The 13,984-nt window shown below is 66.1% G+C and carries 17 protein-coding genes; 8 read left to right on the forward strand and 9 right to left on the reverse strand.

The window, feature by feature from the left end; translation table 11 throughout:
• Nucleotides 1-22: 22 nt before the first annotated feature.
• The 5 genes from FHW97_RS17935 to FHW97_RS17955 are packed head-to-tail and all read right to left on the reverse strand — an operon-like array spanning nt 23 to nt 3,358.
• Nucleotides 23-1,153, reverse strand: a complete 1,131-nt coding sequence (locus tag FHW97_RS17935) for a GNAT family N-acetyltransferase (RefSeq protein ID WP_168353218.1) — start codon at nt 1,151-1,153, stop codon at nt 23-25.
• Between the two features lie 13 nt (nt 1,154-1,166).
• Complete coding sequence (locus FHW97_RS17940) at nt 1,167-1,973, reverse strand: glycerophosphodiester phosphodiesterase family protein (RefSeq protein WP_168353217.1); 807 nt, start codon at nt 1,971-1,973, stop codon at nt 1,167-1,169.
• Entirely contained in the window at nt 1,945-2,412 is a 468-nt protein-coding gene (locus FHW97_RS17945) for a RidA family protein (protein ID WP_168353216.1), read from the reverse strand. The genes FHW97_RS17940 and FHW97_RS17945 overlap by 29 nt, the downstream gene beginning before the upstream one ends.
• Before the next feature lie 32 nt (nt 2,413-2,444).
• Complete coding sequence (locus tag FHW97_RS17950) at nt 2,445-3,071, reverse strand: hypothetical protein (RefSeq protein WP_022674820.1); 627 nt, start codon at nt 3,069-3,071, stop codon at nt 2,445-2,447.
• The gene (locus FHW97_RS17955) at nt 3,068-3,358 is read right to left on the reverse strand and encodes a DUF3572 domain-containing protein (RefSeq protein WP_051146224.1); all 291 of its coding nucleotides are present in this window, start codon (nt 3,356-3,358) and stop codon (nt 3,068-3,070) included. Before FHW97_RS17955 ends, FHW97_RS17950 begins: the two co-directional genes overlap by 4 nt.
• 66 nt (nt 3,359-3,424) lie before the next feature.
• Between FHW97_RS17955 and FHW97_RS17960 the strand changes: the two genes are divergently transcribed.
• The 5 genes from FHW97_RS17960 to FHW97_RS17980 all read left to right on the forward strand — a co-directional run bounded on the left by FHW97_RS17960 (nt 3,425) and on the right by FHW97_RS17980 (nt 8,119).
• On the forward strand, nt 3,425-3,787 hold the full coding sequence (locus tag FHW97_RS17960; protein ID WP_022674822.1) for a response regulator: 363 nt from the start codon (nt 3,425-3,427) through the stop codon (nt 3,785-3,787).
• 160 nt (nt 3,788-3,947) lie between these two features.
• Nucleotides 3,948-4,187, forward strand: coding sequence for an acyl carrier protein (locus FHW97_RS17965; protein ID WP_022674823.1), 240 nt, complete (start codon nt 3,948-3,950; stop codon nt 4,185-4,187).
• Nucleotides 4,188-4,195: 8 nt separating this feature from the next.
• Nucleotides 4,196-5,395 carry an aminotransferase class I/II-fold pyridoxal phosphate-dependent enzyme gene (locus FHW97_RS17970; protein WP_168353215.1) on the forward strand — a complete coding sequence of 400 codons (1,200 nt, stop codon included), beginning with the start codon at nt 4,196-4,198 and terminating at the stop codon, nt 5,393-5,395.
• Nucleotides 5,395-6,207, forward strand: a complete 813-nt coding sequence (locus FHW97_RS17975) for an SGNH/GDSL hydrolase family protein (protein WP_022674825.1) — start codon at nt 5,395-5,397, stop codon at nt 6,205-6,207. Before FHW97_RS17970 ends, FHW97_RS17975 begins: the two co-directional genes overlap by 1 nt.
• Nucleotides 6,208-6,331: 124 nt before the next feature.
• The gene (locus tag FHW97_RS17980) at nt 6,332-8,119 is read left to right on the forward strand and encodes an amidohydrolase (RefSeq protein ID WP_168353214.1); all 1,788 of its coding nucleotides are present in this window, start codon (nt 6,332-6,334) and stop codon (nt 8,117-8,119) included.
• Between the two features lie 53 nt (nt 8,120-8,172).
• Here FHW97_RS17980 and FHW97_RS17985 read toward each other — a convergent pair whose 3' ends face one another.
• A complete protein-coding gene (locus FHW97_RS17985) occupies nt 8,173-8,466 on the reverse strand; it encodes an EthD family reductase (RefSeq protein ID WP_022674827.1) in 294 nt (97 codons plus the stop codon).
• Between the two features lie 48 nt (nt 8,467-8,514).
• Nucleotides 8,515-9,093, reverse strand: coding sequence for a rhodanese-like domain-containing protein (locus FHW97_RS17990; protein WP_022674828.1), 579 nt, complete (start codon nt 9,091-9,093; stop codon nt 8,515-8,517).
• A 91-nt stretch (nt 9,094-9,184) separates the two neighbouring features.
• On the opposite strand from FHW97_RS17990, the gene FHW97_RS17995 reads away from it, so the two are divergent.
• The 3 genes from FHW97_RS17995 to FHW97_RS18005 are packed head-to-tail and all read left to right on the forward strand — an operon-like array spanning nt 9,185 to nt 12,745.
• The gene (locus FHW97_RS17995; protein WP_171799389.1) at nt 9,185-9,961 is read left to right on the forward strand and encodes a quinoprotein dehydrogenase-associated SoxYZ-like carrier; all 777 of its coding nucleotides are present in this window, start codon (nt 9,185-9,187) and stop codon (nt 9,959-9,961) included.
• The gene (locus tag FHW97_RS18000; RefSeq protein ID WP_171799390.1) at nt 9,958-10,944 is read left to right on the forward strand and encodes a quinoprotein relay system zinc metallohydrolase 1; all 987 of its coding nucleotides are present in this window, start codon (nt 9,958-9,960) and stop codon (nt 10,942-10,944) included. The genes FHW97_RS17995 and FHW97_RS18000 overlap by 4 nt, the downstream gene beginning before the upstream one ends.
• A 58-nt stretch (nt 10,945-11,002) precedes the next feature.
• Nucleotides 11,003-12,745: an alpha/beta hydrolase-fold protein gene (locus FHW97_RS18005; protein ID WP_171799391.1), complete on the forward strand. Its 1,743-nt coding sequence runs from the start codon at nt 11,003-11,005 to the stop codon at nt 12,743-12,745.
• A 62-nt stretch (nt 12,746-12,807) separates the two neighbouring features.
• Here FHW97_RS18005 and FHW97_RS18010 read toward each other — a convergent pair whose 3' ends face one another.
• Nucleotides 12,808-13,104, reverse strand: coding sequence for an usg protein (locus tag FHW97_RS18010; RefSeq protein ID WP_022674832.1), 297 nt, complete (start codon nt 13,102-13,104; stop codon nt 12,808-12,810).
• Nucleotides 13,105-13,238: 134 nt separating this feature from the next.
• Nucleotides 13,239-13,880, reverse strand: coding sequence for a YqaA family protein (locus tag FHW97_RS18015; RefSeq protein WP_171799413.1), 642 nt, complete (start codon nt 13,878-13,880; stop codon nt 13,239-13,241).
• Nucleotides 13,881-13,984 lie beyond the last annotated feature (104 nt).

Here is a 13,984-nt window from a genome sequence, read left to right on the forward strand (position 1 = left end):
TCAGGCTGCCTGATCGCGGCGCCTAGCCCTTGCGATAGGGCGTGTGCCCGGCCAGTTCGAACTGGCCCTGCTCTATCCCGGCGCGCTCGCGCACCAGGAATTCGGCCACCGCGGCGCGAAATCCGCGATCGGCGATATAGTGCGCCGACCATGTCGGCACCGGTTCATAGCCGCGTGCCAGCTTGTGCTGCCCCTGCGCCCCGGCTTCCACCCGGCGCAGCCCCATGGCGATGGCGGCATCGATCGCCTGATAATAGCACAGCTCGAAATGCAGGAACGGCTTTTCCACCACGGCGCCCCAATAGCGGCCGTAGAGCGTATCGCGCCCGATGAAATTGAGCGCGCCGGCGACCGGCTCGCCATCCTCCAGCGCCAGCACCAGCAAGACCTTGTCGGCCATGGTCTGCCCGATCAGGTCGAACGCGGCGCGGGTCAGATACGGCCGCCCCCACTTGCGCGCGCCGGTGTCCTGATAGAACACCCAGAACGCGTCCCAGTGGTCGGCCGTGATGGCAGCGCCGGTCAGCGTCACGATCTCCACCCCGGCCTGGGCAGCGGCGCGTTCCTTGCGCAGGTTCTTGCGCTTGGCCGAAGACAGCGCGCCAAGAAAATCGTCGAACGTGGCATAGCCGCGATTTTCCCAGTGGAATTGCAGGTCTGAGCGCAAGAGCCAGCCGGCTTCCTCGAACAGCGGCACCTGTTCGGGTGCAAGGAACGTGGCATGGGCCGATGACAGGCCGTTCTGGTCCACCAGCGCCTCGGCCGCGCGCAACAGGGGGAGCGCCAGATCGGGGCGGCCGGCACACAACAGGCGCGGGCCAGTCGCCGGCGTGAACGGCGCGGCGATCTGCAGCTTGGGATAATAGTCCCCGCCCGCGCGCTGCCAGGCATCGGCCCAGGCGTGATCGAACACATATTCGCCCTGGCTGTGCTGCTTCAGATAGGTTGGCAGCGCCGCCGCCGGGCGGCCATCGGCGTCGTCGATCAGCAGCGGCAGCGGCGTCCATCCGCTGCGCCCGCCGACCGAGCCGGATTCCTCAAGGAGGGAGAGGAATGCGTGTGACATGAAGGGATTGCCATCCCCGATCAGGCGATCCCAATCCGCCGCCGGGATATTGCCCACCGCTCCTTCGACGCGTGCGGTCAGCGTCATGGCGCCGCCCGCCTCACGCCGCTGGCGCCGCCAGCAGAACCGGGCCTTCGGCAATCGGCGCATCGGCATAGGTTGCCGCCCGGCTGGCATCATCGGGGGTGCGCACGGTCCAGGTCAGCACTGGAACGCCCCGGCGCCGGGCGAGGCGCACCACAGGATTGGCAATATCGGCAATGTCATAGGCCAGGAATTGGGGACGCGCGCGCCACAGCGCAAGATGCCTCTTGAGGCGGGCGAGCAAGGTGCGCCGCCCCGCCTCGGTCACTACCAGGCCATGCACCACGTGCGGGGAATAGCGGCGAAACCAGGCGGCAACGCGCGGATCGAAGCTCATTACCGCCACGGGCCCGCGATAGCCTTCAAGCAGGCGGCGCACCGCGAGGCACAGCGGCGCGATGCGCTGCGTGGGCGCGGATTTCACTTCGATCAGGAGGGGCACGCGGCCATCGATGCGGTCGAGCAACTGGCGCAGGCCAGGGATCGTTTCACCGCCCACCACCATGCCGGTTTCATCCAGCAGGGTCATGCCAGCAAGTTCTGCGGCGGTGTGGTCGGCCAGGTTGCCGGCCTGCCCGGTCAAGCGATCGAGCGCGCGGTCGTGGAATACCACGACCTGCCCATCGCGGCTGCGCTGCACGTCGCATTCGATGCCAAAGCCGCGCGCAATGGCGGCCTCGGCCGCGGCGAGCGAGTTTTCCGGCACACCCGGGCCATGCAGCCCGCGATGCGCATAGATGGCCTCGCGCAGCCAGCCGGCGCGGGCCGCTGCCCGCGCCGGCAGGAGAAAGCGATCAATCAGCGCGAACAGCAAAGATAGCATCGATTTCCACCGCAGCGCCCAACGGCAGAACCGGCACGCCCACGGCGCTGCGGGCATGGCGCCCAGCATCGCCGAACACCGCCTGCATCAGTTCCGAAGCGCCGTTGGCCACCTTGGGCTGATCGGTGAAATCACCGGTCGAATTGATGAAGGCGCCGAGCTTGACCACCTGCTCGATGCGGTCGAGCGAGCCCAGGGCAGCCTTGGCCTGAGCCAGCAGCATCAGCGCGCAGGCCTTGGCGGCAGCGGCGCCCTGCTCCAGGCTGACGTCTTCACCCAGGCGGCCGGTCACCAGCGCGCCGTCAATGAACGGCAACTGCCCCGAAACATGCAGCAGCCCGCCCGCCAGCACGGTGGGCACATAGGCCGCCACCGGCGCTGCGGCCTGCGGCAGTTCCAGGCCCAGTTCGGCCAGGCGGGCATCGATCGAAACAGTCATTCTCACTCACTCCAGCAAACGCGAAGAAACGGTCAGGCGGCCTCGTCCAGCCGGGCCATCAGCCAGGGCAGCGCATGGTCCCAGGTATCGATCCGCGCATGGGCGTGGCCAGCCTTGTGCGCACAATCGATATGCGGGGCGAGCAAGGGCTCTCCGCACAAGTGCAGGCGGATCACCTCGGGCGTCAATTGCGCGGCGGAATGGTGATGCTGGGGCAGATCGTCGATGAACACCGCGCGGGTGGGGTTGTATTCATCGAGAATGGCCTTGAGCGCCGGCCCTTTCGGCCCCTGGTTGGTAAAGACGCGGGCGTTGATGCCCACGCCTTCGAGTTGCGCGGTGCGGGCGTCGCGATAGCTGTGGCCCAGATTGGTCAGGATCACAAAGTCGGCGCGGTCGGCCAGCGCGCCTACAGCCTCCACCGCGCCGGCGATGGCCGGCTGCGTGTGCATCTGCGTGTTGAAGAACAGGTCGAGCAGGCGCCAGATCTCGCGCGATTCCACCCCGCGCCCGTCATGGACATAGCGCATGGCCTTGCCGAAATCATTGCTTTCCATCACGAAATCGATGTCGTGGTTGGCTTTGAGCCAAGCCTGGAACGGCGCCACCATGTGCAGCAGCACTTCATCGCAATCGCTGATCACCAGCGGGCGGCTCATACCAGTTTCTCCCGTGCGGCGGCCAAGGCCTGGGGGCTTATATCGAGCGCGTCGGCCGCGGCAACAAGATCGGGCTCATAGGCCATGAGGAAATCGAGCACCCCGCCCAGCACCCCGGCCTGCGCGGCCGGATCGCCCAGGCCCGCGCGCAGGGTTTCGGGCGTCATCCCGCTCAGGGCCAGGAAGCGTTCGGCGCGCTGCCCATCGGCCAGCACCCAGCCGAGCGCGGCCAGCGCCAGATCCTGCGGATCGGGGACGGGGGACGAGGGTTCGCGGATGATTGTCAGAGCCTTTCGAGGTCAATAGAGCAGCGCAGGCGGCGGCCGTACTGGACCGCGCAATAGAGGTGTTCCGTGGCAAAAAGAATTCTGGTTGTCGAGGACAACGACCTCAACCGCAAGCTGTTCTGCGATCTGCTGGTGGCCAATGGCTTTACCGTCGAGCCGGTAGCCGACGGGCGCGAGGCACTCGACCGTGCACGCCAGTTCGTGCCGGGGCTGGTGATCATGGATATCCAGCTGCCCAACGTTTCGGGGCTGGAACTGATCGAGGCGCTCAAGGCCGATCCGGTGCTGCGCCAGATCCCGATCCTGGCCGTCACCGCCTATGCCGGCAAGGGCGACGAGGAACGCATTCGCGAGGCCGGCGCCGAGGGCTATCTGGCCAAGCCGGTGTCCATCAGCCCGTTCATGCAGGCGGTGATGAAACTGATTTAGATCGCGGCCTGTGTATCATCGTCACCCCGCTTTCCCACGGCCACCGCGCAGGAAATCGGCCTCATCGCCCGTTCAGGCTTGACAGGGCAGGCCACAGGCCGCTTTTCCGCCGCAATGTTCTGGCAGGGGCACCGCCCTGCCCCACGGAGTTAGAGAGACGATGGACCGCCCCGCCACTGCCGCCAAGATTGCCGAGCTGATCGAGCCGTTCAACAAGAAGGGCGTGGCCATCACCGATGCCACCACCTTTGCCGGCGACCTGGAGTGGGACAGCCTGACGGTGATGGATTTCGTCGCCGCGATCGAGGACGAGTTCGACATCATCATCAGCATGAATCAGCAGGCCGAGATCGAAACCTATGGCCAGCTGATCGACGCCGTGACCAAGCTGCAAGGGTAAGCACCCCCATGACCGACCTGTTTTCCAAGTTCGACGGCCTGATCGAACAGCGCCGCGCGCTGCTGTCCACTGGCGTCACCGATCCGTTCAACCTGGTGATGGAAAAGGTGATCTCGCCCACCGTTGCGGTGTGCAACGGGCGCGAGACGATCCTGCTGGGCACTTACAACTACATGGGCATGACGTTCGACCCGGACGTGATCGCTGCCGGCAAGCAGGCGCTCGATGAATTCGGTTCGGGCACCACCGGCAGCCGCGTGCTCAACGGCACCTATGCCGGGCACCGCGCCGTGGAAGACGCGCTCAGGGACTTCTATGGCATGGACCATGCCATGGTGTTCTCCACTGGCTATCAGGCCAACCTGGGCATCATCAGCACGATGGCCGGCAAGGGCGATTACATCGTGCTCGACATCGACAGCCACGCCTCGATCTGGGACGGCTGCAAGATGGGCGATGCCGAGGTCGTGCCGTTCAAGCACAACGATATCGAGGCGATGGAAAAGCGCCTCAAGCGCATTCCCGAAGGCGCGGGCAAGCTCGTCGTGCTCGAAGGCGTCTACTCGATGCTGGGCGATATCGCCCCGCTCAAGGAAATGATCGCCATTGCCAAGGCGCACGGCGCCATGGTGCTGGTGGACGAAGCGCACTCGATGGGCTTCATCGGCCCCAACGGGCGCGGCGTGGCCGAAGACCAGGGGGTGCTCGACCAGGTCGATTTCGTGATCGGCACGTTCTCCAAGTCGGTCGGCACCGTCGGCGGCTTCTGCGTGTCGAACCATCCCAAGTTCGAAATCCTGCGCCTGGTGTGCCGTCCTTACGTGTTCACCGCTTCGCTGCCGCCCAGCGTGGTGCACACCGCCAGCACTTCGATCCGCAAGCTGATGCATGCCGCCGACAAGCGCGCGCACTTGTGGGAAAATTCCAAGACCCTGCACGCTGGCCTGACCCAGCGCGGCTTCAAGCTGGGCACGGCAACGCCGCAAAGCGCGATCATCTCGGTGATCATGCCCGATCTGGAGCGGGGCGCGATGATGTGGGAAGCGCTGCTGCACGAAGGGCTCTATGTGAACCTGGCGCGCCCGCCGGCAACGCCAGCGGGGATGACCTTGCTGCGCTGCTCGCTCTGCGCCGCGCACAGCGCCGAGCAGGTGCAGACGATCATCGGCATGTTCGAACGCGCCGGCAAGGCGGTGGGCATCATCTGATGCGCCGGGCAATTGCCAATCTGGCTGGGGCGGGCGCTGGCGCGCTGGCCCTGGCGCTGATGCTGTCGGCGTCGCCGGCATTGGCGGCGCAGGCCGGGCAGCCGGCCGTGCCCGCCCCGGCGCCCAGCGTCACCGTCGCCGTGGCGCCGATCGGCCCGACCGCGATGGTGACCGAGCCCTGCACGCCCAGCCGGGTCGGTGGCTATGACTGGGGCAACCTCTGCCGCTATCAAAAGGCCGATCGCCAGGTGCCGCAACCGCTGCGCGCGGTGTTCATCGGCGATTCGATCACCGAATGGTGGCTGACCACCGCCCCGGCCATGTTTGCCGGCGGCATCGTTGATCGGGGCATTGCCGGGCAGACCAGCCCGCAGATCCTGCTGCGGTTCTATCAGGACGTCGTGCGCCTGCGCCCACGCGTGGTGCACATTATGTGCGGCACCAACGACGTGGCCGGCAACACCGGGCCGACCAGCCCGGATGAATATGCTGCCAACGTGCTGGCGATGGTCGATCTGGCCAAGGCCAATGGCATTGCCGTGGTGCTGGGCAGCGTGCTGCCCGCCGGCGGTTTCAACTGGCGCAGCGAGATGAAGCCAGCCGCACAGATTGCCGCGCTCAATGCCTGGCTCAAAGACCTCGCCCGTGCCCGCGGCCTGGCCTATGCCGACTACTACAGCGCGATGGCCACGCCCGAAGGGGCGATGAAGCCCGGCTTGTCGAGCGATGGCGTCCATCCCAATGCCGCCGGCTATGCCGTGATGGAGCCGATCGCCCGCGCCGCCTTGGCCGAGGCAGAAAAGCCGCGCTGACACACCTACCGTTCCGGCAGACCTGCATGGACGAAAATTGGACACTTGTCCTACCCCCGCCCTATCTGCTTAGATCACAGATAGGGCGGCACAGGGGGTGCCGCGCGATGTGCGAGGTGCCCGCATGCATTCCCTTCGCCTGATTTCGCTATTGGCCGGTTCGGCCTTGGCGGCCAGCGCCGCCCAAGCCGCGCCAGCGCCGGTGGCCGATACCGTGCTGCTGCACGGCCAGATCCACACCATCGACGCGCAGGGCAGTGTTGCCCAGGCGATCGCGATCAAGGATGGGCGCATCGTCTATCTGGGCAGCGACGCCGGGGCCAAGGCGATGGCCGGCCCGGCCACCCAGACCATCGACCTCAAGGGTGGCGTGGTCATGCCTGGCCTGATCGATGCACACATGCACCCGCTGGAAGGCGGCGCCGGGCTGCTCGCCTGCGACCTGCAGTACAAGCGACTGACCGTGCCGGAATTCCAGGCGGCGCTTTCCGCCTGCGCGGCCAAGGATGGTGACGCGGCCAGCGATGGCAAGTGGCTGATCGCGGTGCACTGGTTCCAGCAGGAAATGCAGCCGCTGGGCGTGGACATGACCAAGGCGATGCTCGATGCGCTGCCCACGCGGCGGCCCGTGGCGGTGTTCTCCTCGTTCGGGCATTCTGCCCTGGTCAACAGCAAGGCGCTGGCCCTGGCCGGTATCGATGCCAAGACGCCCGATCCGGTTGGCGGTGCGATCCACCACGATGACAAGGGCGCGCCCACCGGCCTGCTGGAAGACGCCGCGCAAGACCTCGTGCGCAAGCTGGTGCCCACGCCAACGCCGGCCGACGATGTGGTCGCCGCGCGCGCTGCCCTTGCCGCGATGGCAGCGCAGGGCGTGACCACGTTCCTCGATGCCGATGCGCCGCGCGAATCAATCCATGCCTTTTCCGTACTGTCCAAGGCCGGGGAATTGACCGCGCGCGGCCATTTCGCGCCACACATCGCGCCCGAGGAAGGCCCGTCTCCCGAACCGGCCCTGGCGCGCATCGTCGAATGGCGGCGCGCCTATGACCAGGGCGCGGCGCAAGTGCAGCCCACGATCATGGTGCGCACGATCAAGCTCTACATGGATGGGGTGATCACCGCCCCGGCCTTTACCGGGGTGATGCTGCAACCCTATCTGGAAAACCACGGCACGCCGGAAAAGCCCGATTGGCAGCCCGGCATGAACAAGGGGCCGGCGCCCTATTTCCCGCCTGCCGTGCTGGCGCCACTGCTGGAGCGCATCACCGCACTGGGCTTTGACCCGCACATGCACGCCGATGGCGATGGCGCGGTGCGCATCGCGCTCGACGCCGTGGCGGCCCTGCGCAAGAGCCAGCCGACGCGCGACGTGCGCCCGGCGATCGCCCATGACGAGATCGTCGATCCCACTGATTTCCCGCGCTACAAGGCACTGGGCGTCACCCCGGTGCTATCGTTGCAATGGGGCAAGCAGGCCGCTGATACCGTGGCCGGCGCCAAGGATTACCTCGGCCCCAAGCGCTATGCCTTCATGGAGCCTTCGGGCCTGCTGGCCAAGGCCGGCGCGCGCATCACCTTTGGCAGCGACTGGCCGGTCGATCCGCTGAACGAATGGTTTGCCCTGAAAGTGGGGGTAACCCGGCGCAACGATCCCTCGGCGGGGCCGGAATACAGCCAGCCGCTATCGGGCGGACCGCCGCTGTCGGTGATGCAGGCAGTGCGCGCGGCCACGATCAACGCGGCCTGGTCGCTACGCGCCGAGCATCAGGTGGGCAGCCTGGAACGCGGCAAGTTTGCCGATCTGATCTGGATCGATCGCGATATCTTTGCCGGCAACCCCGATGCCATTGCGCAAACCCGGGTGCTGCTGACCATGGTGGGCGGCAAAGTGGTCTATCGCGCCCCCTGACAACCTCGAACCGGCAACGCGGGGGCGTGAACCGCCCCCGCGTTGCCCCTCGTTCAATCTGCCGCGCGGTAGATCACCGGGGCGATGTCGGTGAAATTGGCCACATCGCCCAGCACTTGCGGCGTATCCGGGCTGGCCAGCGCGGCATCGATCGCCGCCTGGCTGGAAAAGCGCAGCAGGACCGACGCTTTCCACGGCTGGTCGCCCGCCGGAAACAGCACTTCGGCGCCGGTAAAGCCGTGCGGGGTCCACAGCCGCTCTACCAGCGGGATATGCGTGGCGGTATAGTAGGCGGCATCGAACCGCGCGCCTTCTTGCGCGGGATAGCTGACGATCAACGTGGCCATGGCATTTCTCCTGTCGGTGGTTCTGATTGTGGTTCTGGTTTCAACGCATCACTTGTCGGGCACCGGCACGGGGGTTGCCGGCACCAGGTTGCCGCCGGCATCGTGCCATCCCTCGATCCCTTCGGCCAGCCAGCGCACGCCCGCAACGCCGCCCAGCGCCAGGCGCCGCGCGGCGTTCCAGCTCATCCAGCAATCAGCGCGGCAGAACAGCACGATCGGCGCAGCCGGATGCTGCTGACGGAATTGCACCACGCGTGCGGCCATGGCCTGCCATAATACCGGATCGGGCGGCGCGCGGCCGGTTTCGGGATACCACAGGGCGCCGGGGATCGTGTCATGCGGGGTGGCCAGCGTCCAGGCGCCGCTGGCGCCATCGCGATGCGCGCCTTCGGCTGGCAAGACATCGATGAACAGCGCCGCGCCTGGCGCCAGGCGGCGCGCCTGCGTCAGGGAAATCGCCGTGGCCGGCGCGGGATCGCGATCGACCGGCGCCCGAAACGCCGCGTTGCGATAGCCCTGGACATCGAACGGCGCAGCCTGTTGCGCCCAGGCTGGCGAAAGGACCGGCGCGGCCGTCATGGCCAGCACCATCCCTGCCCACGGGATGCGACGCAGTGCTGCGATCATTCTCTCCCATCCCTTGCCCAAGCTGGCCGTCGATCTTGGCCTATGGTGCAATTGTAGAATGCTGTCCGATCAAGGCAAATGGTGCCTTGGTATGAAGCGCCCTGCCCTCCTCGTGCCGATCATGGCTTTGCTGGCAAGCGCTGCGCCGGTTGCCGCCGCCCCTGCGCCTGGATTAGTGGCCGATCCGCTCGCCTCGCCAATGTGGGCCAACCATGCTGCCTGGCTGCTGGGCAAGGCGCCGGTGCGGTTTGATCCGGCGGTAATCGTCACCATGCCCGATGTGACGGAAAACCAGCATGTTTTCCCCGTTACCGTCGATGCACGCGCACTGGGCAAGGTGCAGCGGATCGTCGTGCTGATGGATCTGAACCCCCTGCCTGTGGCGATCGACTACCAGCCCCAAGGCGCGCTTCCCTATGTCAGCCTGCGCATCAAGCTGGACCAGCGCACGCCGGTGCGGGCGCTGGTGCTGACCGCCGATGGCGTGTGGCACGTGGGCGGGCGCTGGATCGATGCGGCGGGCGGTGGCTGCTCGGCACCGCCGGTCAGCCGGGTCAAAGGCGATTGGGCGCAGCATCTGGGCGAAATGCGCGGGAAGCTGTGGCACGAGGCCGCCGATACCCGCCTGCGCGTGAGCGTGCGCCATCCGATGGACACCGGCTATGTCGACAATATCGCCGCCTACAACATCGAGTCGATGCAGGTGCGTGGCGCCGATGGCGCGGCGCTGGGCACGATGACGATCAACGGCTCGGTATCCGAAGACCCGGCATTCACCCTGCTCTTGCCGCCAACACAGGCCGGGCCGGTCAGCATCCATATGGCCGACAGCAACGGTCGCACGTTTGACGGCAGGCTGACACCATGACGCTATCGCGCCGCGCGACCCTGGGCCTGCTTGCCGCCGCACCCGTGGCATTGCCGGCGCGCATGGCCCGGGCGGAAACCTTTGCCGGTCGCTATGCCTATGATCCCCAGCCGATCGGGCCGGGCATCTGGCTGGTGCGCGGCGCGGACGAGGCCATCGTGTTTGGCAATGGCGGGGCTATCGCCAATGCAGTGATCATGGCCTGCCCGCAAGGCGGTGCCGTGCTGTTCGACTGCGGCCCGTCGCTGCGCTATGCCCAAGGGCTGGCGGCGGTGGCGGAAAAGCTGTGCCACGGCCCGGTGCGGCGTGTGTTTCTCAGCCATCTGCATCCCGATCATGCCCTGGGTACGGCGGCGTTCGATCCGGCGATCGTGGCCGCGCTGCCCGCCACCCGCACCGAACTGGAGCGGGACGGCAATGGCTTTGCCGATGCGATGTACCGCATCCTGGCCGACTGGATGCGCGGCACTGCCGTAGCCCTGCCCGGCGCGACGGTCGTTCCTGGGCCAATCGAGATTGCGGGCCGGCGGCTTCAGGCCATGGCGCTGAAGGGGCATTCCGATGGCGACCTGGTCCTGGTCGACGAGGCGAGCGGCACGATCCTGGCCGGTGACCTGGTGTTTTACGATCGCGCCCCGGCCACGCCCGATGCCAACCTCGCGGCCTGGCGCGAGAGCCTGGCGACGCTGGCCGCCCTGCCCCATCACCAACTCGTGCCCGGCCATGGCCCGCTCGATCCCAGCGGGACGGCGGCCATCGCCCAGACCCGCGACTGGCTCGATTGGCTGGAGCAGGCGCTGAACCAGGCGGTCGCGCAAGGCCTCGACATGACCGAGGCGGGATCGCTGCCAATTCCCGACCGCTTCGCCGCGGTGAAGCTGGCGCGCTATGAACTGCAGCGGTCCGTCGCGCATTTCTATGCGGGGATCGAGGCGCAACGCCTGCCGCGCATCGACGCCGGCAGTGGCAACGGAAACGGCTGACAATCGACGCTTTTGCAGGAATAGTGCGGCCCTGACCAATTCGGGTGGGGGCACCATCATGAAACGCATCGCACGTCATCGTCTTCTGGCGCAGGCACTGGGGCTGAGCTTGGGCATCGGGCTTGGCCTCGCCAGCGTGCCGGCCCAGGCCGAGGATTTCCGCGTCACGCTGCCGGCAACGGCCAAGAATGCGCCGGTCGATGGGCGGGTGCTGGTGATCCTGGCGGCCAAGCCCGATCCGCAGCCGCGCGAACAGGTCAAGGCCGACTATGATTCCGCGCAGGTCTTCGGCGTGACGGTCGATAGCCTCAAGCCCGGTGACAGCACCACGGTGGGCAGTGGGGTGCTGGGTTTTCCCACGCTCGATCTCAAAAGCGTGCCAGCCGGGCGCTATACCGTGCAGGCCGTGCTGCACCGCTATGACACCTATCACCTGGGCAATGGCAAGACGGTGAAGCTGCCCGCGCCGCGCGGCGCCGGGCAGAATTGGCGGGCAGAGCCGGGCAACCTGTTCAGCACGCCGCAGACGGTCGATTTCGACCCGGCCAGGCCGGGCACGATCGCCCTCACGCTCGACAACGTGAATCCGCCGATCACCCCACCGGCTGACACGCCCTTCGTGCGCCATTTCAAGATGCGCAGCGCACTGCTGTCAAAGTTCTGGGGCCGCGACATCTATCTGACCGCGCACGTCCTGGTGCCGCGCGATTTCGACAAGCATCCCGAGGCGCACTTTCCGCTGATGATTTTCCATGGCCACTTCCCGGCCGATTTCGGCGGCTTTCGCACCACCCCGCCCGATCCCAACCTGAAATGCGAACGCAGCGAGCGCTTCAACCTGCCCTGCTACAACCGCACCGAACAGGAAGAGGCCTATGCGTTCTACCAGCAGTGGATCGGTGATGCCTTCCCCCGCTTCCTGGCGGTGGAGATCGACCATTCCAATCCGTATTATGATGATTCCTATGCAGTTAATTCGGCCAACCTTGGGCCCTATGGCGATGCCATTACCCACGAACTGGTGCCGGCGATCGAGAAGAAGTTCCGCGGCCTTGGCCAGGGCTGGGCGCGGTTCCTTTATGGCGGGTCGACCGGCGGGTGGGAATCGCTGGGCGTGCAGATCAAGTACCCGGATGATTACAACGGCGCCTTCGCCGCCTGCCCCGATCCGATCGATTTCCGCCAGTTCATGCTGACCGACATCTATGCCGACAAGAACGCCTATGCCTATGAAGGGCCGTTCGGGCGGGTGGAGCACCCCGGCAAGCGCGACTGGCTGGACCACGTTCCCTACACCATGGAGATGGAAAACCGCCTGGAACTGGTGCTGGGCGACAAGAACCGCTCGGGCGGACAATGGGATATCTGGGAAGCGGTGTTCTCACCCATGGCCGCCGATGGCTATCCGCAGCGCTTGTGGGACAAGCGCACCGGCGTGATCGATCCCAAGGTGGCCGCCTATTGGCGCGACAACTATGACCTGCGCCATATCCTGGAGCGCGACTGGCCAACCCTGGCGCCCAAGCTGCAGGGGAAGCTGCATATCTATGTGGGCACGATGGACAATTACTTCCTCAACAACGCCGTCTATCTGATGGACGATTTCCTCAAGAAGAGCGATCCGCCCTATCGCGGCGTGGTCGATTATGGCGACCGGGCCGAGCATTGCTGGAGCGGTGACCATACCCAGCCCAACGCGATTTCGCGGCTGCGCTATCACACGTTCTACCTGCCCCAGATCCTCAAGCGGATCGCGGAGACCGCCCCCGCCGGGGCCGATCTCAAGAGCTGGCGCTATTGAACCAAACCGGACGGGCGCGACGCAAAAGCGCGGGCCCGTCCAGCTCGATCAGCCCGGCTCGATCAGTTGATAGTGATCACGCCGTTGACCGCGCGGTATTCCTGCGGACCGATCAGATGCCGATGGGCGATGCGGATGGAATGCAGCGCGGCATCGATTTCGCGCCGCCAGTGATCGAGAAAACCACCCAGGCGCGGGAAGCGCGGGGCAAGATCATATTGCTGAAACGCAAACATCTGGAGCAGCGCGGGGTGATCGGGCATGTAATAATGCACCTCGATCGTGGTCAGGCCATAGCCGGCAAGTTGCCCCAAGAAACCACTGTCAATTTGCCCAGTATTCGCTCCACCACGTGCCATGCCTTCCCTCCGCCAAAGCAAGGGGCCCGGCCAGCCGCAACGCGGTCAGGCCCCGTGACAGCCTGAAGATCCAAGGTGGTGAGCTTGTCATGTTGCGCGCCGCAGTCAAGACGCGGGCTTAACCGCTGCGGCGTTTACGGCTGGGTCAGGATTGCCTTCTCGCAGCGTTCCATCGCGGCGTTCTTGGCTCCGCCGCCGCCCAGCAAGGTTGCAGCTGCGAAGCCGGCCACGACCAGCACGACGAAGCCGGCCGTGACCAGGCCGAGGTACTTGTCGATGAAACGCTTGATCGGCGCCCCGAACAGGCGGAACAGCACGCCCACGATCATGAAGCTGATCGAGCGCGACACCACGCTGGCCAGGAAGAAGGGCAGCAGCGGCATGCCGATGAACCCGGCGGTGATCGTCAGGAGCTTGAACGGGATCGGGGTCGCGCCCTTGAGCACGATGATCTCCACGCCATACTCGCGTAGATAGCAGGCCGCCTTGGGGAAGCTTTGCGTCAGGTGAAGCAACGCAAGCAGTTGTGTGCCAACGCTATCGTAGAGGAAATGCCCGATGGCATAGCCGAGCAACCCTCCCATGACGGAGCCGGCCGTGGCAAACGCGGCATAGCGCACGGCCTTGCGCGGCTGCGCCAGGCACATCAGGCCCAGCAGCGGGTGTGGCGGGATCGGGAAGAAGCTGGCTTCCATGAACGCGAACAGGAACAGCCACCATGCCGCATGGCGATGGGCGGCCTTGGCCATGGTCCATTCGTAGAGGCGGCGCAGCATGGTCTTGTCGTTTCCCCGGTCCATGGCGCCACCGCGCCCTATGAGCCACACGTACCTAGTGCAGTGCACAAGATTGCGCCAGCCATGGCAGCAGGCCGCTGAAA

It is taken from the genome of Novosphingobium sp. SG754 (genome assembly GCF_013149315.1).
Classification (GTDB): Bacteria; Pseudomonadota; Alphaproteobacteria; order Sphingomonadales; family Sphingomonadaceae; genus Novosphingobium; species Novosphingobium capsulatum.